The following is a 21,237-nucleotide window of genomic DNA, read 5'->3' on the forward strand; positions in this document are numbered from 1 at the left end:
CTGTGAATGAATCCGCGGCGGGCTCCTCACACCTCTCAGTCGGCGTACACGCCCGCCTCCTTGATGACAGGCGTCCACTTCGCGATCTCGCCGACCACGAACTTCTTGTGGCCCGCCGGTTCGATGCGGCCGTCGGTCGCGACCACGGCACCCAGCAGCTCTTCGCGCTTGATGAAGTCCGGATCTTTCAGCGCCACCTTCAGCGCATCGTTGAGCTTCTTGAGCACCGGTGCTGGCGTGCCCTTCGGCGCATACAGGCCGTGCCAGATCGTGACCTCGAAGTTCTTCAGGCCCGCTTCGTCGAGCGTGGGCAGGTCCTTCAGGAGCGGCGTGGTCAGGCGCTTGGGCGTGGTCACCGCATAGGCCTTGACCTTCTTCGCTTCGATCTGCGGCGAGGTGTTGGTGCTCTGGTCGCACAGGAGGTCGATCTGGCCGCCGATCAGGTCGGTGATGGCGGGCGCGGTGCCCTTGTAAGGCACGGGCGTCATCTCGGTCTTGGTCGCGCTCTGGAAGAGCAACCCGCACAGGTGCGAGGCCGAGCCCACGCCCGCATTGCCGATGTTGATCTTGCCCTTGTTGGCGGCGATCCAGGCCGTCAGTTCCTTGTAGTTGTTGGCCGGCAGGCTGGGCTTGGAGATCAGCGTCATCGGCACGTCGTTGACGATGCCGAGGTACTCGAAATCGCTCTCGACCTTGAACGGTACGTTGCGCACCAGCGTCGGCACTGTCGCCATCGCGATGTGGTTCAGCAGCAGCGTGTAGCCATCGGGGTTGGCGCGCGCCACCTTGGCCGCGCCGATGGAGCTGCCCGCGCCAGGCACGTTGTCGATGATCACGCTCGCGCCGCCCAGGGGCTTGCGCAGCGCTTCGGCCAAGTCGCGCGCCACGCGGTCGGTCGGGCCGCCTGCGGCGAAGGGCACGACGATGGTCACGGGCTTGCCCGCGGGAAAGTCCTGCGCGTGCGCGCACACAGCGAGGGCCACCGCCGCGAAGGCGAACAGTTTTTTCATGGAAGTCTCCGTCAAGGTCAAAAAAGAAAAATCAGGGTGCGCGCGAAGGCACGCGGCTCTCGAGCGTGGGCGGTTGCCACTCGGGCTTGATGTGGCAGCCGTTCTTGCCGTCGGTGTCGTAGCGCGGCGCGAGCGATGCGCAGCGTTGCGCGAGGCTCTGCGGCGTGGGCTTCTCGCCCTTGTCGATCCAGTCCATCAGCGCGCCGAAGAGCGCCGGATATTCCGAATCGCTCAGGTAGCTGTGCTCGCGCTCGGCGCTGAAGCTCTGCACCAGGTTACCGCCGGTGCCGGCCGCGTCGCGGATGCGGCGGTAGGAGTTTTCGAGTTCGACAAACGCGGTCGGGTCGTCGATGGCATGCAGCCCCACCGTGGGCAGCGAGGTGCGGCCGGTCGGCTGGCTGTCGGCCGCGAGCGCGCCCTTGGCTTGCGGGTCGGCCGCATAGCGCAGCACGCCGGCGTTGAGCGCTGCGTCGTCGGCCGAGCCGCTGTAGACCACGCCGATGTTGCCGAAGGGGTTGCGGCCATTCAGGCGCTTCTGCACCAGGTCCTGGAACAACCAGGTCGCCCAGTTCAGATGGCCGACGAGCGAGCGCTCCTGGATCTTCACGACCGAGAGAATCGTCTTCAGCCGCGCCGCCTGCTCGGGCGTGCGCTGCGCGGCGGGCAGGCTGACGCCGGTGCAGGCCCTCACGCGCTCGGCGAGCTCGGCACGGGTGAGTTTCGAATCGAGCGGCAGGCCCATCCACAGCGGGTACTGCGGCTCGTCGGGGCGCGGATGGTTGCGGCAGACGTACTGGTAGACCACGCGCAGGTCGAGCCGGAAGTCGTAGGCGCTGTTGCCGCCGCCGAGCACGCCACTGGTCAGCAGCAGGCCGTCGTAGGGGCTCTTCGCATCACCCACGGGCGCATAGAGTTCGGCCGCCTTCGCCGCCACGCCCGCGCCGTAGCTCTGGCCATGCAGCAAGGTGCGCTTCGGCTGGCCGAAGTGGCGCACGAAGATCTGGCGCAGGCGCTCGGTGTCTTCCGCTGCCATCGTCACGCCGTAGCCGCCGCGCCGGTAGGTGGAGCCGGCCCACGCGTAGCCGGCCTTCACGGTGATGGCCCAGCGCTTGAGGTCTTCCTCGCTGCGTTCGAGCTTGGGCGGTCCGGTCTCGGGGCCGCCGTGGGCGTGCATCACGAGCACGCGGTTCGCGTCCTTCGTCCAGTCCTTCGGGATGGCGATCCAGTAGAGCGCGCCCGTGCCGTCTTCACCGGTGTAGCAGCGCGCCGCCTCGGGCACGGGGGCCGGGCAGGTCGCGGGCTTCGGTGCTGTGGCCGGTGCCGCGTGCGCGGACAGCAGCGGGGCCGTGCCGAGCAGGGCGAAGGCAGCGAGTTGCGACAGTTGTTTTTTCAATGGCGTACTCCGAGTTCCAGCGCCGCGTTCGTTCCCGTCGTGGAGACGAAGCCCAGGACGCCGCTGTTGAAGATGAAATTGCCCGGCCGGCCCGCATCGGCTTGCACCACGCCGGGCACGGGCGTGTCGTAGCTCAATGATGCCGCGGCGCCGCCGAGGTTGAAGTCGCTGCCCGCCACCGTCGCTTCGCGGCTCTCGCCCTTCACGCTGGCCATGGCGTAGCTGCCGTCGGCTGCGCCCGCGGCCAGGCTTTGCTGGAGGCCGAACATGCGCAGGCCCGCATTGGTCGTCGACTCGCGCACCAGATGCAGCGGCACCGCGGCACCGTTGACCAGCCCGATCACCATCGAGCCGGTGAGCGTTCCGCCGGTGGTCGCAGCACCGCCGGTCGGCGAGGTGGTGCGCAGGTCGAAGGCGCCGCGCGTGGCGTTGTAGGTGATGTAGCCCTTCTCGGTTTCGGTGCAGTTGGCGTCGTAGACCATGAAGCTGCCGGCGTTGCCCGCCGCGCTGCGGCAGTACTGGAAGGTGCCTGCGTTGCGCAGCCGCACCGCGCCGGCGTAGGCCGCCGCACTGCCCGTGCCCTGCTGCACGCCCACCGTATTGAAGATGTTCGCCACCGGGTTGAAGACCGCGGGCGCGGCCGTGTTCTCGAAGGTGTTCTGGAACGCCACCAACGGAGCGAAGCCGCCGCCGCTCGGCGCGTTCACGCCGCCCAGCAGCACGCCACCCGGCGCGAAGCTGAAGACCGCCCCGCTCTCGCCGCTCGTGTAGCTGCAACTGCCTTGCGCCACCAGCGAGCCACTGCGCACCGTGCCGGCGGTGCGCTGCAGGCTGGCATCGATGGTCACGGTGTAGGCCATGGCGGCCGGGTCGATCTGCACGCGCAGTTCCTCGCCGAAGCTGTTGCCGCCTTTGTAGCTGGTCACTGCAGCGGGCAAATTGGGGCAAGCCAGCGGGTCGCCGACCTCGGTCACGCAGCTGTAGTTGACGGCCGCATCCAGGCTGCCGGCGCCGCGGTACTTCGGCCACGAGGGGAACAGGCACAGCGGACGCGTGCGGCCGTAGGTGCCGGCCACCGCATCCACTGCCACGCCGGTGGCAGGCGCGAGGCCGCCCTCGACCCAGCCTTCGAGCGCGGCGAGCGAATCCCAGTTGGGAATGAAGCTGCCGGTGCCGTGGCCCATGCCGGGCACGGTGTAGAAGCGCACGTTCTGGTCGACCGCGGCCTGGCCGACGGTGGCGATGAGCTGCTTGTAGTAGTCGATGGTCGAATTCGGGCTGATCACTTCATCCGCCAGGCCGTGCAGCATGATGAGCCGGCCGCCGTGCGCGAAGAAGGGCGCGAGGTTCGGGTTGGTCGCATCGGTGAGGTTCGAGACCTCGGTCACCCGCGCGGCATGGCTGCCCGGGTCCAGCGGGTCGAAGGTCAGCGAGTCGAAGCCGGCGATGCGCGTGACGAAGTACTTCACCCACTGGTCGCCGGTGACGTACATGTTGGCGTCTGCCGAGGTAGCCGGGTTGGCCGGCGCCGGGCGCGTGCCGAGGTCGCGCGTGGTGTACGGGCCCGCGACGAGCGCGCCTTCGAGGATGTTGTAGCCGCCCGCGCGCTTCACGCCATTGCCGAGCGTGTAGGTCGTGAAATCGAGCGGCGATTCGATGGTGCGCACGGTGGCGAGCTGCGCGTCGGAAAGACAAGTGTTGCCTGTGTCCGCGCCGCCGGAGCAGCGCAGCGAGGCCAGAATCTGCGTGTTCAGCAACCGGCAGCTTTCCACGTTGCTCACGATGTTGTCGGCCGCGCCGTCCAGCTTGTCGCAAGCCTGCATCGCGGCCTTCTGCACCAGCAGCGTCTTGGCCACGTTCATCCAGCCTGCACCGCCGTTGTTGTAGAGCGCACGCCCCACCGCCACGTTCGACAGCCGCGTGCCGGTGTAGTTGAGCGCGGGCTCATTGGCGATCACGCCGTCGTAGTCCTCAGGCCAGCGCTGGATGTAGCTGAGCGCATCGCGCCCGCCGGTGGAGGTGCCGAGGAAGTAGACGTGCTTGGGCTTGACTGCATAGCGCGCGAACACCAGCGCCTGCGCCACGTCGCGCGTCTTCTTGAGCGACTGGCCGCCGTAGTTGGCGAGCTGCTCGTCGTTGGCTGCGAACCGGCCGTCGGTGATGCTGCTCGACTGGTGGCCCGAGTCGTCGCCGTAGGTGGCGTAGCCGAGCGCGAGGGGCGCGGGCTTGCCGGCGGGTCCGAAGCGGATGACCTCGGTGCCGTCGATCAGCACGCCGTCGAAGCCGCCGCCACCAAAGTGGATCGTCTTCTGGTTCCACTTCTCGGGCAGGTTGACCGCGAAGTTGATGAGTTGCGAGGCCGGGTCCACCGGCTGGATGGTGCCGCGCACGCGGCAGTAGTCGCCCAGCTGGTTGCCGGCGTCGGTCGCGGCCACCGGCGTGGCGCTGGTGACGGTGGCGCCTTGCGTGGGCAGGCTGATGAGCGAGGCGGGCAGGCTCCTGCCCGCGAGGTCCGCGCAGGCCACGACCGGCACCACGGGCGGGGGCGGCGGGTTGTCGGGCGGGCCGCCGTCGCCGGACGGCGGGTTGTTCGGCACGATCGGGAAGAAGCCGGCGCCGCCGCCTCCTCCCCCACCGCCGCCGCAAGCGGCCAGGACGAGTGAAACCAGCGAAATGCCGATCGCGGGGCCGAACGAACGGCGGGCGCGACGGGCGACGTCAATCATCGAAAGAATCGAGTGGGGGCGCGGTGTGCGCATGGTCTTGTCTCCGGCATGCGGCCTCGGTGGGCCGCTCTTTTTTGAATGGGCGGCCGGACGATAGGTGTACGAGTGACCTAGGGTCAAATAAAATAAAAGTACACATTCGATACAAAAAAAGTATGGAGATCTCATGGAAATGAGACCGCTGCGGTACTTCGTGGCCGTTGCCGAGACCGGCCACATGACGCGCGCCGCCGAGCAGTTGGGCATCCAGCAACCGCCACTCAGCCAGACCATCAAGGCGCTCGAACGCGAGCTGGGCGTGCTGCTGTTCCGCCGCCATCCGCGCGGCGTGGCGCTCACCGATGCGGGACGCCTCTTCCAGGTCGAGGCGCTGCGCATGCTGCAGGACATGGAAGCCATGAAGCAGCGCATGGCACGCGTAGCCAATGGCGAAGTCGGCACGCTCGCGGTGGGCTTCACCAGCTCGGCCGCGGCGCACCGCTTCGTGCCCGAGGCGCTGCGCGCATTCCGCCGCGAGCATCCGGGCGTTGAGCTGCAGCTGCGCGAAAACAACGCGGCTGAGTTGACCGAAGCACTGGCGGCCGGCCGCCTGCACTGCGGCTTGCTGCGTGTGCCGGTGGCGCGGCCCGAGGGCCTGATCTTCGAGACACTGCTGCGCGAGCCGGTGCTGGTCGCGATGCCCAGCGACCATCGCTTTGCCCTCGCGCGCAGCACGGCCTCGCGCCCGCTGCCGCTCGCGCGGCTGTGCGAGGAAGGCATCATCCTCGTGCGCCGCCCGGGCGCGCCGGGCCTCTATGCCGAACTGCTGGCGCTGTGCCACGCCAAGGGCCTGCGCCCGCGCGTGGTGGCCGAGGTGGACCGCATGATGACCAACCTGAATCTCGTGGCCGCGGGTGTCGGCCTGTCGGTGGTGCCGGCCTCGATGACCGGCGTGCACGCGCATGCCATCGCCTACACGCGGCTGGCCGACGGCGGCCAGCTCGACGCGCCGCTCACGCTGGTGTCGCGCGTGGAAGAAGACAACCTGCCCGCGCAGCATTTCGCCGCGCTGCTGCGCAGGCATGCGAGCGAGAACCCCGGGTCATGAGCGTTGCCTTGCTGCCCCGCCGCTGGTTCGTGCGCCGCACGGGCGCGCTGCTGGCCGCCGCCTGCGCCATGCCGCAGTTGCTGCACGCCGCAACAGCTTCATCGCCGTGGCCGAGCCGTCCGGTGCGCCTGATCGTGGTCTATCCGCCGGGCGGCGTGAGCGACGGCATGGCCCGCGTGCTGGCCGACCCGCTCTCGCAGGCGCTGGGCGTGCCGGTGCTCATCGAGAACCGCGCCGGCGCGGGCGGCAGCATCGGCATGGATGCGCTCTCACGCGCCACGCCCGACGGCTGCACCCTCGCCTTCTCCGCCATCAGCCCGCTCACGCTGCACCCGCTGATCGCGCGCGTGCCCTATGACCCGCTGCGCGCCTTCGCGCCGGTGGCGAGCGTGATGCGCACGCCGGTGCTGGTGGTCGGCACGCCGGCTTTCACGGGCCACGGCTTCGGCGACCTGATCTCGCGCGCCCGCAGCCAGCCCGGCGCGGTGCGCTGGGCCACCTCGGGCGTGGCCACCATCGGGCACCTGGTGCTGGCGCAGGTGCGCATGCAGAGCCGCACCGACATCACGCACATCCCCTATGCGGGCGGTGGCCCGCAGCTCAACGATGCGCTCAGCGGGCAGTTCGAGGTGCTCTCGACCAACGTCGCGGCGCAACAGCTGCAGTACATCGAGGGCGGGCGGTTCCAGGCATTGGCGGTGGGAGCGCCGGCGCGCATCGAGGCGCTGCCCACGGTGCCGACGCTCGCGGAATTGGGGTACGAGCGGGCGAATCGCGATTCGCTCTTCGGGATCTTCGCGCCGGCGCGTACGCCGGTGGCGGTGGTGCAGCGGCTCAATGCGGAGATCAATCACGTCCTGCGCAGCGATACGGTGAAGACGCGGTTGCGGGAGGCGTACAACCTGCCGGCCGGGGGGAGCATCGAGGACTTTGCGCATGAGATCGCCGTGGATCGGCGGCGCAATCGGGCGTTGGTGGCGGGGGATCGGGGGCAGTTTGATTGAGCGGTTTGTGCGGCGATTCGATGCCGTCAGAGGCTTGTCGGATGCAGAACCGATCAGCGATGCGGCTCTCACGTTCGATCTGCAAGGCGCTCGTAAATAGCGTCGGCACGATATGCATCGTGGATGAACCTCCGCAATCAGCCTCGTATGCGGAATGCGGAATGCGGAATGCGTCTGCGTATGACGACCTTTTATCGCGGCAGGCCCTAAGGCCTTACGTCTATGCCGTCAGGTCCTATCGCATCGACCAACTCCACATCGGGACCAAAGTCTCTCGGCTGCGGCACACGCCCAGCCAAGTACTTGTATAGCGAAATCAAGTAACCACGCTTGTCTTCGACATCATCGACCGAACCGCATGCGGCTCGACGTCACCAGACGACAGGATGAATTCGATTGCCTCCAGAACCCTTTGTTTGCTCACCGGCCCATAGGTATTGAAGTCGGCCTTCATGGCATTAAACAGTTTGATGCGGCAGTTCTCGTCGTTGATGTAGAAATCATCGAGATCGTCATCGCTCATGGAGAGCAAGTAGTAGTACATCTCATGGATGTAGTCGAAAAATATTTGCATTGAATCCGGAGACTCTCTTGCCCCAGCTCGGAATACCTACTGGCGATTGATGCCATTTACCGCTCTCACTGCGCAGGATCGACTATTTGGAAAAATCCAATCCACTCGGCCCAATTTCATCCACCAATAAAAATTCCCGCTTATCAAGCAGACTCGGGGCGCCATCTGACAATGCAAAAATAACCCCTCTTAAATAAGCCTGCCTATTCGTCACACGACCAAGAGGAAGATCATGCGGAATAGCACTTCTCCACAAATCCTCATCGGAATAATTATTGTAAATTAAATTCAGGCCATCAATGATATTTTTCCTCGAAATTGGACCAAACCTCTTAAAACTACCAACCATTTCTTCGAAAAGGATTTTTTGATTTTTGGATAAATTAACATCAAACCCCTCCAACTCCTCTTCACTTCTATCAAATAAGAAATCGTAGAGGCCGCGTATATAGTTAATATTTATTAAATTCACGATTAAATTTAAACGATATGGCATCGGTAAATTTACTTCTCGAATCGAGACACATCAAGTAGCAGCAGAAAAACTCTCACCGCCATGAATCATGCCAACAATGAAATTCACCTTCAAATCCTCGGCCTCATTCAAGGCCTTATTTAATGGCTCCATCATTTTCATAATTTCCTATTTTTATTTTATTTTTCATCCTTGATGCGGAATGCCTCCTTCAGGGAAATTTCATCATTTAAATCTCCATCCTCATAACATCGAACGCCCCCGCCACTCAATGACGAGTGCACCAATTTATACAAATTCCTCGATTTTAAATTGAGCTCCATCCAGATGGATTGATCGCCCTCTTGAATCAATCTAGCGTCATACTCAGATGGAGTCTGCAATTCTTTGTCTTTTAAATAAACCTCCCTTGCTTGCACCTTGACGCAGGCCTCGCTCAGTATTAAAGATTTCATAACATTTGGTGCCAAGATGGCGTCATCGAAAACCAATCTATATTCATAGCTCATGATCCGTGCGGCCTTCCTCGAAAAAATGGCAAATCGACAGGGTTGCGGATACCAATGTGGGTTTCGACCGGGTCTACTGATACACGCCCGCGATCATTAAGCTGCCCCCCCGCAGGATCTTCCTTATGGACATGTGCATTATTTCCTGATTTATGAAGACATAGGCATTTGTTTCCGTATTTATGAACTCGAACCTCCGATCCATCCGTGTGTTTCCAAGTTTCATTCGCACCATTGTCTTTCGTTTTAGTAAACCCGGCATTGTTCAGGATCGACCCGACACGGGGCACGCTTCGCCCTTTCATTCGAGGCAAATCGGATGCGGCAGAAAGTCCAATCGGATCAATCCATTTCACCGGATTAGGACCGTACTGGAATAAATTAATTCCACCTCGCAATCCAATTGGATCTTTTGATACAAACCGTCCAACCACCGGGTTGTAATACCTGAACCGGTTGTAGTGCAGCCCCGTCTCCTCGTCCAGATACTGCCCCTGGAACCGGATCGGATTCTTCAGCCCCGCCTTCCTGGCGGCCTCGCTGATCGTGAGCCTGACCTCACCCCACGCCCTGTAATTCGCCTCCCACGCAATGTTGCCGCCCTCATCGGTCAACTCCATCGGCGTTCCGAGGTGGTCGCACTGGTAGTAGTGGATGTTCTCCAGCGGCGCTGGCGGCCCCCCGTCCTGCCCCAGCCCCGGCTCGTACATCCCGTTGTACAGCGGGTCCTGATCCAGGTCGTAGTTGCCTTGCGCATCGATATAGGTTTGCATCATCGCCTTCGGGCGCTGCAGCATCGCCCGGCGCATGTCGACCTTGGTACTGCCCTGCAAAAGCGGCACGAAGCTGTTGGGCTCGAACACGTAATGCACCGTCCGGTCTCGTGCCGAGTCCGACTCCCAGGCCATCTGGTCGCCATCCCAGCCGAAGAGCACCGTGCCAAGGCCACGCTCCTGCATCTGGCGCCGGTACTCGGCTGCGTGGTACTGGCTGCCGTCCATCATGCTGGTGATGACGATCGGCTCGCTGCACTTGGCAATGCGCCGACCCAGCGGGTCGTACAGGAATGACGTGCGCGTGTCTTGCGTGCGCGCCTCGGTGAGACGACCCAAGGCGTCCCATGCGAAGCGCGTGCGCTGGCCGTTGTGCAACCGCTGAACCATGTTGCCGCGGCTGTCGTATTCGAAGTGCGTGCCTGCGTAGTCCCTCACCAGGTTGTTCAGGACGGCGGGAATGTTGTTGAGTGCTCCGGCCTCTCTTGCCGCTTGCGCCATCGGGTCCAGGATGTTGCTGGCCGGATCGAACGCGAAGGTCTCGGTGCCCAACTGGCTTTGCGCCTGTAGCAAACGGCCTACAGGGTCGTAGCGGTAGCTCAAGCTGCCACGGCGGCTGTCGCCGATGTCGGTGAGCTGACCGGCGCGGTCGTAGCTGTACTTGCGCTGGATGCCCAATGCGCTGGCGTTCGGGGCTGCGGGGCCACCCCGGCTCTGGCCCAGTCTCTCCACGCGACTGAGCACCTGCGCCTTCAAGCGCCCTGCGGGGTCGTACTGCTGCTCCTGGACCACCTCGTTGGCCTGTATCCGCTTGACCTCCCGATGCAGGTCATCGCGCTCGATCTGCAGGGCCTCCATGTCGTCGAGCATCAGGCCGTGCACGTGGCCCGAGCCGTAAGTCAGCCAGGTGGTGGTGTGGCCGTCGGGGCGCGTGGTCTGGATGCGATTGCCAAGCTCGTCGTAGCGGTGCTGCCAGACGGCCGTCAGTGGTTGGCTGCTCGGTCGGCCTTGTTCGTCGATCAGGTAGTGATGATGCTCGGTCCTCACATTGCCGACGGCATCGGGGAACCACTGCAAGTGGATGTGCGGGTTGCGGGCATCGATGAGTTGCCCGTTGCCATCGTAGGCATAGCTGTCGGTTTGAATGCTCTGCGGGTCCAAGGTGCGCCCGAGGGAACGACCGTCCGGGTCCTTGGACTCGACATACAGCCCTGCCATGCGTCCCGTCAGGCGCCCTGTGGGATCGAAATCGAACCGGGTGACCGCATCGCCTTCGGTGACTTGGCGCAGCACGCCGGTCGCCGGGGTGTAGCCGTACACGGTCTCGGTGCCGTCGAACTGCACTTCGGACAGCAGCTTGCCCAGCGGGTCGTAGCTGAAGCTGTGCGTGCGGCCGTTCTCGTTGCGCAGCGCCGTCAGCCGCCCCAGGCGGTCCCACTGGTAGTCGATGGTGTTGCGGTTGGCATCCAGGCGCTGGGCAAGAAGGCCCACGGCGTTGTATTCGTAGCGGGTCTCGCGTTGCAAGGCATCGCGATGCGAGAGCAGGCGGCCTTCGGCATCGTGTGCCAACTGCTCCTGTGTGCCATCGGGATTGACGATGCCCGTCAGCTGGCCGCGCTCGTAGTGGTACTGCGTCGTCTCGCCAGCCGAATTCGTTGCCTTGAGCAGGCGTCCCCGGTCGTCATAGGCCCAGCTCGAGGTCTTGCCCGAGCAGTCGGTGTAGGCCGTCAACTGGCCCACATCGTCATAGGCCAACCGCTTCTTGCCGCCCTTGGCATCGGTGATTTCCACCGGCAGGCCGTGCTCGTTGTAGGCGTACTCGGTCTTGTGGCCCAGCGGATCGATCTCCTCGATGAGGTTGACGCCCTCGTAGGTGCGCTTCCAGATATGGCCTTCGGCATCGCGGATGCCGGTCAGGTTGTCCATGTCGTCGTGGGCGAAGTGCACCGTGCTGTGGTTGGCGCGCGTGTGGCTCACGAGGTTGCTGTGCGCGTCGTAGGTGTAGTGATCGCTGCTGCCATCGGCATGCAAATGCCGCGTGATGTTCTTTAGCGCATCGCGAAAGAACCACTCTTCATGCGCATAGAGCATGCCGTCCGCACCGCGAACTTCCGGATGAACGATGCGGTAGGTGTAGCCCAGGAAATCGAAGTAGTAGCGTGTCTGCGCCCCAAGCGCATCGATGACGGTGGCCAGACGAACGTGGTTGTTCCAGACGATGGTGGTGTCGAAGGTGCCGTCGTCGGCGTACTCGCGGTATGCCCTGGCCCGGGCGCTGTTGCCCGCATGCAGATCCACTGCGTTGCCATCTTCGTGTTCCCACTCAAGATGAATGCCGCGGCCCGTGCGGTCCGTGTACCTGGAGATCAGGTGGGTGCTGGCCGTCTCGCCTGCGGCCCGATAGTCGTAGCGCCAGGTGTCCTGGTTCTCATCCTTGGCGGCGACGAGATCGCTGCTGCCGTCGGAGAGCGTCCGATAGGTGTACGCAGCCAACTCTCGCACGGCAATGCCATCCACGACCCGCCACAGGCTCTGAATCCTGCCCGCTCCGTCAATGGCGGTGCTCACGTGGATGTCACCGCTGACGATGTCCGAGAGCTGACCACCTGCATGCCGATACGCAAGCTCGGTGACGTGCCCGCTGCGGGTGCGCTGACTTACCAGGCGGTAGTGGACGACCTTGTTCCTGGTCGGGGCCTTGCCCCTCTGCATGAAATGGGGCGCGAGTTCGAAGGTCTCGACGTAATCCCGCCCGTGGCTCAGGATCAGCAGGCCACCCTCGACCCGGCCGAGGGTGAGGTCTTCAACGGGATCGTGGTGAGTCTGTCCAGCCCTGCCATCCCCAGGCTCTGCCAGCCCGGGGAAGCGGTGCTCGCGGCCATCGGCGGCGAAGTAGCTCAGGCTACCGTCCGCGGCCTGGTCGATGCGGGTGGTGTAGGGGCTGGTCCAGCGAGCACCAAGGCAGGCGCTGGTGCCGGCATGCCCCGATCGAGGCTGCGAATTGTCGTAGGCCGCCAGGCGCGAATGGTACGTGCGGCTCCAGACGATGGGCATGTGGCCCGGCAATGCAAAGTCGGTATGGACAACAGTCTCGCTGCCAGTTGCAAAGCTGATGGAGTTGGGCGTTTGAGCACCGGTTGCGCAGTTCTTGCAAGGGTTGGCATTGCTCACGCCCTTCACGCGCTCCGCGTTCAGTTTTTCCAACTCCGCATTCGTCTTCTTCTGATCATGCTTCGCGGTCGTTGTGGGATTGACGGTGGAACCGCCCGTCTTGCCCTTGGCGCGATAACGCAACACAGCATCCTTGAGCCTCAGGAGAAGCCAGGCGATGGACATGTCGACGCCCGCGTCGCCCAATCTTTCGATCTTCGTTTTCGCATCCACGGCCAAGCTGTCCAGTGAGTCGGCATAGGCGTTCATCAGCTTCGCGGCCTTCTCGCCAGCATCGGTGTGACGCATCGCCAGGCCAGCCCCAGCATTGACAGTCACCTTGGCGCCGTGTGCAGCCTGCTCGCCAACATAGCTGGCACCGTCCTCGACTCCCTCCTTGATGTCACCGGCAATTCCCTTGATGGCACCCCAAACACCGCTCTCGTAGGTGGTCTCGGGATCGCGTTTGGGAGGCTCCGCGGGCGCCGGTGTGCTGGTGTCGAAGGGCGTACCCGATGCAAGCTTGCGCAAGACCTTGCTCAAGCCCGAGAGCAAGTCATTCGCCATGGTGGCGGCCGACTTCAGTAAGTCTTTGAGTTTGGTGCTGGCCTCGTCCACGAACTTTTCGAGTTCGCCGGCCAACGTCGCATTGAGGTGGTCGACAAGCATCACCACAAGCGCATCGCCGAGTCCGTGACCGGCGGTGCTGAGCTTGCTTCGCACCAGATGCAGTGCGGGCCGCAGGCTGGTTCGCGCTGCGGCCATGGTCGGGGGGAACGGAATGATGCCGATCAGGTTGATGCCGAAGCTCACCCAATTGAGGGCTTTCTCCCCGACGTTCGCAGCCTTGTTCTCGACGAGGATGATGATGTCGCACACCGCGTCAATGGCCGCCAGAATGTTGCCGAGGATCGGAACGGCGCTGGCGACGGTCATGACCCTGTCCAGCGTGACATGACCGTTGCTGATCTTCATCAACCAGTCGTTGACGGCCTTCTTGGCGCCGGGCAGTTCTGCCGGATCGATCTGGTCGAGCGGCTTGACGACCGCCTCCCTCTCGTTTGCCTTCTGCGCTCTCTCTGCTTGCGATATCTCGGCCATGCCGGAACTCCCCGAGCCTCCCGGCTCATATTGATTTTTTGATGTACGGACAGGCGCTGCGCACGCCTGTGGTTTCAGACCATGGTGTGAAGCAACATCACGCCCGGCGGCAATCGCGCCGCGGCCTTGCCGGCCATCTCGCCCATCGCGTTGTTTGCGGCAGATGCCGCAGCGGTCACGCCGGCGAGACGGGCGATACCGCTGGCTGCGCCATTGACCTGTTTCATGAGGCCAGCAAACATGTCGTTTGCAGGAACAGTGACCGCTTTCGCATGGCCGTCGGTGGTCTTGGGCGGCCACGTCGGTTTGCCGAAATAGCTGGCGTGGTCCCACGGATTGCGCGGGTCTTCTCCCAGCTCGATGCGCGCCCCACCCGGTGCCAGCCCCGAGACAGCCGCAAAGCCGTTGTCATCCAGCGTGCCGGTCCTGACCTGCCCGGCCGAATCGGTGACCTTGTAGTCCGCGCCCTTCAAGCCATGGTTGTTGGCATAACGGTGCGTGAGCTCGAGTTGCCCCTTGCCCGGCTTCAATCCGTCCGGCAGGCTCGGCCGGCTGGCATTGCTGGGGCCGACCATGCTGTGCACGCTGGCATGCTGGACATGCGGGCCGGCGGTGCCGCTCTCGATGCTGCCGCCCTTGTAGCGGGCGTAGCTGCCGCCGCCACTGATCACCAACTCCGTCCTGGCCTCGATCCTGATCTTGTCGGCCCGGATCGTGATCTCGTCCTTGGCCAGCAGGTTGACGCAGGTCTTCAGCGCCTGGATGTCGATGTCGGCCTGGGCCGCAACGACCTTGATGCCCTTCTGCGCCGCAAAGAGCTTGATGGCCTGCAGCGCCACGCCCAGGAGGCTGTCGCCGCTGGTGATGCTGGTGTGCTTGCCGCTGGTGATGGCCGTGTGCTCGACGCTGGCGATGTGCGTGCTGAACTGGCTGGTGGTCTCGATGCCCGCCGGACTGGCCAGAACCAGGTGCGGCTGCGCCAGCTCTGGGAAGCGTCCGGCTTCGGCATCGGCGGCGCCTTCGCCCTGGACGGCGTCGTTCTGCGCCTGCAGAGACTTGGCGACTTCGGCCTGGTCGTTGCCTTCCTGCGCCCTGTTCTTCTGCGCCTCCTGCGCCCCTGCGTCATGCAGATCGCGCGCCTCGACCAGGCGCTGGCGGGTCTCGCCGCTGTCGAGCAGATGCGCCCTGGCATTGGGGCGCGCCTCAGTGGTGATGAGCAGGCCCTGTGTTGCCCGGATGGCGCCGTGCGCATCGGTACGCAATTCAAAACCTTCGCCACGTGCATCCTGGCGACCGGCGTTGCCATCGATGCGCGTGACGTGGCCGAGACTCAATGAGCTGCTCTGGTGGTCGCTCTTGAGTTGCGCCTGAATCTTCCGGTCGGTGTCATCCAGGATCAGATGGTTGGAGCGGCCGCCCGAACTGTTGCCGCCGTCCTTGACAAGTTCGCGGCTGCGAAAACCCGACAACGCGACCTGACCAGGAAGACTCCAGGGCGGCAGGTTCATCTGGTTGTGCACCCGGCCGGTGCAGATGGGCAGGTCCGGATCGCCGCCGATGAAGTCGACGATCACTTCCTGGCCGATGCGTGGCACGTGCACGCCACCGAGTTGGTTGCCTGCCCACGGCGAACTCACGCGCAGCCAGCAGGTGGAATGCTGGTTCTTCTGGCCGAGCCGGTCCCAGGGGAACTGGACCTTGATGCGGCCCAGTTCGTCGGTCCACAGGTTCTCGCCCTCGGGGCCGACGACCCGTGCGACCTGGGGGCCTTGCGTGTGCGGCTTGTGCCGCGACAGTTCAGGGCGCAGGGGTTCGGTGATGGGATGAGCGGTGAAGTCGACCTCGACACGCCACTGCTGCTTGCGGTGCGCTGCAGCCTCCGGGCCCTGGCTCTCCTCTGCGACGTTCTCGATGAGGAACTGGCTGTCGAGAACGAGGTACTGGATATTGGCCGCCGCGCGGGGATGCTTCTGCAATTGAAAGGTGAAGCCGGGGACCATGCCGCGCAGGCTTCCGCTGGCCTTGGCGCGTGCGCCGTGAGTGCGCAGCGCCTGCATGCGCAGCAGCGCAATGCGATCACCTTCTGCAAGAGGTTCGTTGGTACCTGCACCGGCGCGAGGCTGCACGTAGTGGCTGCCGGCCTGGCTGTGGTGCCACTGGTAGACCTCCTGATCGGCCTGCCCGGTGGGGCGGGGATCGGCGCGCCTGACGCTCAGGTCGGCCTTGGGGCGGGTGTAGTCGTAGTCGCGGCTGACGTAGCGCCCGCTGGTGAGTTGGTGGTGTGGAACGAAACTGCTGATGTATTCGGCATCGAGCTTCCAGCCAGGCGCGTGGTATTCGACCTCTCGGTACGCAACGCTGTCCATGGGGACGTGCGCGCCCATGTTGTCGGTGAGCACGAGACGGTGCTTGCCTTCGCTGTGCGCAAAGTAGAAATTCAGACCCCACTCCTGGCACAGGCGCTCGAAGAACGCGAAGTCGCTCTCGTTGAATTGCGTCTGAAAGTCCCGGACGGGGTAGGTCTCGCTCAAATGCTTGTCGACGGGAAAAACATAGTCCGCGAGCAATGCATCCAGGATCTGCACGACCGTCTTGTTCTGGTAGATCCTGCAGTCGCTGGTCAGCGTGCCCAGGTGCAGCCAGGGGCGCAGAGTGAGCTTGTACTGGACGTGCCGGCCTTCCTCGCCCCAGAGTTGCGCATCGGTGATGAGCGCGTTGATCTGCCGCTCACCCGCGCCGTCGAGTTCAATCAGGCAACTGATCTCCCGGCCGATGAAGCTGTCGAGATCGATGTCCGCTGCGGCGCCGAAGCTGAAATTGAGCGCATCGGGGGTCTTGAGCAACAGCTCATACGCGAACAGACTGTTGACGCCCTCGCGGCCCGAGAGCCGCACAGGCTCCAACGAATCGGGAATGACGGAGCTGGCAACGGCAAGGGTTCGAGACATCTGCGGGACCTCGGAGGAACGACGGTCCGGCAGTCTCTGGCAGCTGGATTTGCACCGTTGCAAACAATGGTCAACCAGGGCTCACGCTTGCAACGGGGGCAGCGAGGTGTGAAAAATTTGCGACGCTGGGCTGAACCGCGTCTTACTCGCGCCTATCTCTTGCCCGACTCGAGCGCAATGCGCGACCCGCTATCGCTTGGCTAGCTTTGCGCAACCCAGAGCCGCGGATAGTCGCTCACGAAGCTGTCCGCGTTGACCTTCAACACCGCCTCGTAGTCGAAGCGCTTCGCCACATACGCGTACTCGCTCTCGCTGCGCCGCTCGTAGCTTTGCATCAGCTCGCTGAGCACGCCGCCGCCATCCAGGTCGACCCAGGCGGCTGGCGCATCGGCGCGTTCGCCTTTGGAGAGATTGAGCCGCCGCAACTGCAGCAGGTTGGTGGCGGGCGTGAACCCCAGGTCGAGGTCCACGCAATGCGACAGGTCGGGCACGGCCTCGTCGTTGAGCTTCCAGTGGCCATGCGCATCGCGCGCGATCGACAGCTCGATGGCCGAGTCGCCGAGCCAGCCACGCACCATGCCCCATTGCGTGTGCCAGTGCAGGTCGCAGCGCACGCGGTAGTGCAGCTGGGCAATGCGGCCGTCCTCCTGGCGGAACACCGCGGCGCCGTCCAGCTGCCAGGCCGAGGCATTGCGTTCGAGCCGGCATGCGTCGTGGCCCGGGGCATCGAGCCTGCGCCAGAGGATGGAGGCGACGGTTTGCATGGCGCGGATGATGGCACCGGCATGCGGCAGTGCGCAAGCTTCATCACGCAAAATGCCCCGCATGATGAAAGCCCTTTCCACAGTGTTCCTGGCTCTTCTGGCAAGCAGTGCCGCGCACGCGGCGGCGCTGAAAGACGGCGACATCATCTTCCACACCTCCCGTTCGGCCCAGAGCGTGGCCGTGCAGCGCGCCACCGGCTCCCGCTACAGCCACATGGGCATCGTGCTGCTGAGGGACGGCAAGCCCTTCGTGTTCGAGGCAGTCTCGACCGTGCGCTACACCCCGCTCGCGCAATGGACGGCCCGCGGCAACGGCGGGCGCTACGTGGTCAAGCGCCTGCGCGATGCCGACAAGCTGCTGACACCCGGCGCCGTCGCGCGCCTCCACGCCCGCACGTCGGACTTCGCGGGCCGGCCCTACGACCTGACCTTCGAATGGTCGGACGGGCGCATCTACTGCTCCGAGCTCGTGTGGAAGCTCTACCAGCGCGCGCTGGGCGTGCGCATCGGCGAGCTGCAGAAGATCCGCGAGTTCAACCTTGCCGACCCGGCCGTGCGCGCCAAGATGCGCGAGCGCTACGGCGACAAGGTGCCGATGGACGAGCCGGTGATCTCGCCGGTGGCGATGTTCGATTCGCCGTTGCTCGTGACCGTCGAAACACGCTGAACCGGAGCCCCTCGGCGGGCGGAACCCCTGCGGTCGCGAGACAATCGTTTCCGTGAGTTCCCCGCCCTCCTCGACAGGCCCGATCCGCCGCATTGCCCACCTCGACATGGACGCCTTCTATGCGTCGGTCGAGCTGTTGCGCTATCCGCAGCTCAAGGGCCTGCCGGTGGTGATCGGCGGCGGGCGCCGCAGCGTCGACGAGGCCATCCGCAACCTGCCCGAGGGCGGCACGCTGGCCGACATTCCGATCAAGGCCTTTCCGCGCCTGAAGGACTACGCGGGCCGCGGCGTGATCACCACCGCCACCTACCCCGCGCGCCAGTTCGGCATCGGCTCGGCCATGGGGCTCATGAAGGCCGCCAAGCTGTGTCCGCAGGCGTTGATCCTGCCGGTCGATTTCGACGAGTACCGGCGCTTCTCGCGCGCCTTCAAGCAGGTGATCCTGGACATCGCGCCGCTCATGGAAGACCGCGGGGTGGACGAGGTGTACATCGACTTCACCGACGTGCCCGGCGGCCAGCGCGACGGGGGGCGCTCGCTGGCGCGGCTGATCCAGAAATCAATCTTCGACGCCACCGGCCTCACCTGCTCCATCGGCGTGGCGCCCAACAAGCTCATCGCCAAGATGGCGAGCGAATTCAACAAGCCCAACGGCATCTCGGTGGTGTACGAAGGCGACCTGGAGAGCCGCATCTGGCCCCTGCCCTGCCGCAAGGTGAACGGCATCGGCCCCAAGGCCGACGAGAAGTTGAAGCGCTTCGGCATCGAGACCGTGGGCCAGCTCGCGGCGCGCGATCGCGACTGGCTGATCCAGAACTTCGGCAAGGCCACCGGCGCATGGATGCACGAGGTGTCCTGGGGCCGCGACGACCGGCCGGTGGTGACCGAGAGCGAGCCCGTCTCGATGAGCCGCGAGACCACCTTCGACCGCGACCTGCACGCGGTGCGCGACCGCGCCGAGCTGGGCGCGATCTTCACGCACCTGTGCGAGAAGGTCGCCGAAGACCTGCAGCGCAAGGGCTACGTGGGCAAGACCATCGGCATCAAGCTGCGCTATGACGACTTCAAGATCGCCACGCGCGACCAGACCATCGACCGCTTCACCGACGACGGCAAGACCATCCGGCAGGTCGGCGGGCAGTGCCTCAAGCGCGTACCGCTGGAGCGGCCGTTGCGCCTGCTGGGCGTGCGCGTGGGAGCGCTGGCGAAGGCGGGCAGCCCGGAGGCGCTGGCACCCACAGGCGCAGCGCGCTCGACGACAGAGCCGGCCTCGACCACTGCGTCGCTCTTCTGAAGCCATGATCAAACGCTGGCTCCGGCGCATCGCATTCACGCTGCTGGGGTTCCTGCTTGCGGTGGGGCTGTATGTCGCGGTGGCCTGTGCGCTCGTGCTGTGGCCTGCCAACACGAAGCCGACCGCAGAAGCACCGGCCGTGGAAGCCTGGGTGCTGAGCAACGGCGTGCACACCGACCTCGTGTTCCCGGTGCGCTCGGCCACCATGAATTGGCAGCAGCTCTTTCCGCTTGCCGACTTCAAGGCTGTCCCGTCCGACGCCGAATTCATCGCCATCGGCTGGGGCGACCGCGAGTTCTACCTGCACACGCCCACCTGGGCCGACCTCACGGCCGCACGCGCCTTCGGTGCGCTCGCGGGCGGCAATCGTGCGCTGATGCACATCACCTACCTGCAGCGTGCGCAGATGCGGCGCGGCGCCTACAAGCTGCCGCTCTCGCAGGCGCAGTACGCGCAGCTCGTGACCTATGTGCGCGCCTCGCTGCCTTCAGGCCGCGCAACGCCGATTGCCGGCGCGCACTACGACAACCAGGATGCCTTCTACGAAGCCGAAGGCGGCTACAACCTCTTCGAGACCTGCAACACCTGGACCGGACGCGGCCTCAGAAGCGCGGGCGTCAGGACCAGCCGCTGGACGCCCTTCGACTTCAATGTGACCTGGCACCTGCAGCCCGCGCAGCCCTGAATCCGCTCAGGGCTTCGGCACGCCGGCCCGCCACTGGGGCCAGTTCTTCACGATGTGGTCCACCACGCGCGTGCCGACCAGCGCGATGTTCTCCACCGTCTCGGCAAAGCCACCCGCCGTCTCGCCCGGCGCAGGGTCCAGGTGTTGCAGCGTGCTTTCCTTCGGATTGCCCTGGTCGAAGTTGACCGCGCCGCGCAGGCTCATCACGCGGTCGGTGCCGTGGGTGCGCTTGATCACGAGGGTGATGGCGGCGGCTTCCATCTCGGTGATGACGTAGTCGTCGGCACCGTAGAGCTTGGCGATGTACTGCGCCTGCTTCGACATGCCGGGGCCGTGGAAGAAGGTGTCGCCGGTCATGTGGGTGCCGGTGCCGACGAAGGGCGCGCGGCGCGCCGCGGCATCGGGGTAGCGCAGGCGGTACTTGCGGGCGGACTCCGAGTCCTTCAGCGGCGTGTCGGCCGAGAGTTTTATCGCCCAGCCGGCGAGGTCGGGGTTGAGCTTGAAGCGGCGGTAGTCCTCATAACCCTTGCGCGGCATGAAGGTCGGCTCGCCGGCCTTGTTTTCTTCGGGCGCCCAGCGGTGGCCGAGGTCGTAGTCCACGAGCCAGGTGGCCCAGTTCACTTCGCCGATGGTGCCGCGCGCGGGCGGCGTGCCGGCCACGCCGGAAATCACATAGTAGGCCTGTGAGAAATCGAACTGCGGGTTCAGCAGGATGGCCTGCATCGACGACGAAGAATTGACCTTGCCCATGCCAAGCACCGCGCCGCACACGCCATCGGCGTTGCAGTACACGGGTTGCAGCGCGCCGGGCACGGCCATCGGCTTCGCGCCCTTCCAGTAGCGCTCGTACCAGTACTGGAACTCGCCGGCGCGGTCACCGGTGTTTTGGCCGATCTCGAACATGGCGGCGACGAACACCTTGACCTTGACGGGCGCGGCCGATGCGGCCGAGGCATTCGGCGCGGGCGAGTTGGAGGCACAGGCCGTGGCGAGCAGCGCCACCGCGCACAGCGCCGACCAGCGGGCGCAAAGAGAGGTCCAACGAGGAAGCATGATTTTTTCGGCGGAGATAAGTGG

The 21,237-nt window shown here is 64.6% G+C and carries 15 protein-coding genes; 5 read left to right on the forward strand and 10 right to left on the reverse strand.

Annotated features, from left to right (window positions below):
• Nucleotides 1–35 precede the first annotated feature (35 nt).
• Genes ACSFA7_RS23925 through ACSFA7_RS23935 form a run of 3 tightly spaced genes read right to left on the reverse strand, consistent with a single transcriptional unit; the run spans nt 36 to nt 5,162 of the window.
• Nucleotides 36–1,010 (reverse strand): tripartite tricarboxylate transporter substrate-binding protein, encoded by a 975-nt coding sequence (locus tag ACSFA7_RS23925; RefSeq protein ID WP_435501658.1) that lies wholly within the window; start codon nt 1,008–1,010, stop codon nt 36–38.
• 31 nt (nt 1,011–1,041) lie between these two features.
• On the reverse strand, nt 1,042–2,403 hold the full coding sequence (locus ACSFA7_RS23930) for an alpha/beta hydrolase family protein (protein WP_435501659.1): 1,362 nt from the start codon (nt 2,401–2,403) through the stop codon (nt 1,042–1,044).
• Nucleotides 2,400–5,162 carry a tannase/feruloyl esterase family alpha/beta hydrolase gene (locus ACSFA7_RS23935; RefSeq protein ID WP_435501660.1) on the reverse strand — a complete coding sequence of 921 codons (2,763 nt, stop codon included), beginning with the start codon at nt 5,160–5,162 and terminating at the stop codon, nt 2,400–2,402. Before ACSFA7_RS23935 ends, ACSFA7_RS23930 begins: the two co-directional genes overlap by 4 nt.
• 133 nt (nt 5,163–5,295) lie before the next feature.
• Between ACSFA7_RS23935 and ACSFA7_RS23940 the strand changes: the two genes are divergently transcribed.
• Nucleotides 5,296–6,216, forward strand: coding sequence for a LysR substrate-binding domain-containing protein (locus tag ACSFA7_RS23940; RefSeq protein ID WP_435501661.1), 921 nt, complete (start codon nt 5,296–5,298; stop codon nt 6,214–6,216).
• Nucleotides 6,213–7,220, forward strand: a complete 1,008-nt coding sequence (locus tag ACSFA7_RS23945; protein ID WP_435501662.1) for a Bug family tripartite tricarboxylate transporter substrate binding protein — start codon at nt 6,213–6,215, stop codon at nt 7,218–7,220. Before ACSFA7_RS23940 ends, ACSFA7_RS23945 begins: the two co-directional genes overlap by 4 nt.
• A gap of 316 nt (nt 7,221–7,536) precedes the next feature.
• Here the strand turns inward: ACSFA7_RS23945 and ACSFA7_RS23950 are convergent, their stop codons facing one another.
• The 6 genes from ACSFA7_RS23950 to ACSFA7_RS23975 all read right to left on the reverse strand — a co-directional run bounded on the left by ACSFA7_RS23950 (nt 7,537) and on the right by ACSFA7_RS23975 (nt 17,514).
• A complete protein-coding gene (locus ACSFA7_RS23950) occupies nt 7,537–7,764 on the reverse strand; it encodes a hypothetical protein (RefSeq protein ID WP_435501663.1) in 228 nt (75 codons plus the stop codon).
• Nucleotides 7,765–7,876: 112 nt separating this feature from the next.
• Complete coding sequence (locus ACSFA7_RS23955) at nt 7,877–8,290, reverse strand: hypothetical protein (protein ID WP_435501664.1); 414 nt, start codon at nt 8,288–8,290, stop codon at nt 7,877–7,879.
• Between the two features lie 158 nt (nt 8,291–8,448).
• On the reverse strand, nt 8,449–8,778 hold the full coding sequence (locus ACSFA7_RS23960; protein ID WP_435501665.1) for a hypothetical protein: 330 nt from the start codon (nt 8,776–8,778) through the stop codon (nt 8,449–8,451).
• Nucleotides 8,775–13,802, reverse strand: coding sequence for an RHS repeat-associated core domain-containing protein (locus ACSFA7_RS23965; protein ID WP_435501666.1), 5,028 nt, complete (start codon nt 13,800–13,802; stop codon nt 8,775–8,777). The genes ACSFA7_RS23960 and ACSFA7_RS23965 overlap by 4 nt, the downstream gene beginning before the upstream one ends.
• A gap of 74 nt (nt 13,803–13,876) precedes the next feature.
• A complete protein-coding gene (gene tssI, locus ACSFA7_RS23970) occupies nt 13,877–16,750 on the reverse strand; it encodes a type VI secretion system tip protein TssI/VgrG (protein ID WP_435501667.1) in 2,874 nt (957 codons plus the stop codon).
• 200 nt (nt 16,751–16,950) lie between these two features.
• A complete protein-coding gene (locus ACSFA7_RS23975) occupies nt 16,951–17,514 on the reverse strand; it encodes a putative glycolipid-binding domain-containing protein (protein ID WP_435501668.1) in 564 nt (187 codons plus the stop codon).
• Nucleotides 17,515–17,575: 61 nt separating this feature from the next.
• Here ACSFA7_RS23975 and ACSFA7_RS23980 point away from each other — a divergent pair, with 61 nt between their 5' ends.
• The 3 genes from ACSFA7_RS23980 to ACSFA7_RS23990 are packed head-to-tail and all read left to right on the forward strand — an operon-like array spanning nt 17,576 to nt 20,160.
• Nucleotides 17,576–18,181: a YiiX family permuted papain-like enzyme gene (locus tag ACSFA7_RS23980; RefSeq protein WP_435501669.1), complete on the forward strand. Its 606-nt coding sequence runs from the start codon at nt 17,576–17,578 to the stop codon at nt 18,179–18,181.
• 52 nt (nt 18,182–18,233) lie between these two features.
• Nucleotides 18,234–19,475: a Y-family DNA polymerase gene (locus tag ACSFA7_RS23985; protein ID WP_435501670.1), complete on the forward strand. Its 1,242-nt coding sequence runs from the start codon at nt 18,234–18,236 to the stop codon at nt 19,473–19,475.
• A gap of 4 nt (nt 19,476–19,479) precedes the next feature.
• Nucleotides 19,480–20,160 (forward strand): TIGR02117 family protein, encoded by a 681-nt coding sequence (locus tag ACSFA7_RS23990; protein WP_435501671.1) that lies wholly within the window; start codon nt 19,480–19,482, stop codon nt 20,158–20,160.
• A gap of 6 nt (nt 20,161–20,166) precedes the next feature.
• Here the strand turns inward: ACSFA7_RS23990 and ACSFA7_RS23995 are convergent, their stop codons facing one another.
• Entirely contained in the window at nt 20,167–21,213 is a 1,047-nt protein-coding gene (locus ACSFA7_RS23995) for a purine-nucleoside phosphorylase (RefSeq protein WP_435501672.1), read from the reverse strand.
• Nucleotides 21,214–21,237 lie beyond the last annotated feature (24 nt).

The organism is Variovorax trehalosi, assembly GCF_051216415.1.
Classification (GTDB): Bacteria; Pseudomonadota; Gammaproteobacteria; order Burkholderiales; family Burkholderiaceae_C; genus Variovorax.

Coding starts and splice junctions, on each gene's coding strand:
- ACSFA7_RS23925 (WP_435501658.1), bottom strand. CDS start 1,010: ATGAAAAAACTGTTCGCCTTCGCGGCGGTGGCCCTCGCTGTGTGCGCG.
- ACSFA7_RS23935 (WP_435501660.1), bottom strand. CDS start 5,162: ATGCGCACACCGCGCCCCCACTCGATTCTTTCGATGATTGACGTCGCC.
- ACSFA7_RS23940 (WP_435501661.1), top strand. CDS start 5,296: ATGGAAATGAGACCGCTGCGGTACTTCGTGGCCGTTGCCGAGACCGGC.
- ACSFA7_RS23945 (WP_435501662.1), top strand. CDS start 6,213: ATGAGCGTTGCCTTGCTGCCCCGCCGCTGGTTCGTGCGCCGCACGGGC.
- ACSFA7_RS23950 (WP_435501663.1), bottom strand. CDS start 7,764: ATGTACTACTACTTGCTCTCCATGAGCGATGACGATCTCGATGATTTC.
- ACSFA7_RS23955 (WP_435501664.1), bottom strand. CDS start 8,290: ATGCCATATCGTTTAAATTTAATCGTGAATTTAATAAATATTAACTAT.
- ACSFA7_RS23960 (WP_435501665.1), bottom strand. CDS start 8,778: ATGAGCTATGAATATAGATTGGTTTTCGATGACGCCATCTTGGCACCA.
- ACSFA7_RS23965 (WP_435501666.1), bottom strand. CDS start 13,802: ATGGCCGAGATATCGCAAGCAGAGAGAGCGCAGAAGGCAAACGAGAGG.
- tssI (WP_435501667.1), bottom strand. CDS start 16,750: ATGTCTCGAACCCTTGCCGTTGCCAGCTCCGTCATTCCCGATTCGTTG.
- ACSFA7_RS23975 (WP_435501668.1), bottom strand. CDS start 17,514: ATGCAAACCGTCGCCTCCATCCTCTGGCGCAGGCTCGATGCCCCGGGC.
- ACSFA7_RS23980 (WP_435501669.1), top strand. CDS start 17,576: ATGATGAAAGCCCTTTCCACAGTGTTCCTGGCTCTTCTGGCAAGCAGT.
- ACSFA7_RS23990 (WP_435501671.1), top strand. CDS start 19,480: ATGATCAAACGCTGGCTCCGGCGCATCGCATTCACGCTGCTGGGGTTC.
- ACSFA7_RS23995 (WP_435501672.1), bottom strand. CDS start 21,213: ATGCTTCCTCGTTGGACCTCTCTTTGCGCCCGCTGGTCGGCGCTGTGC.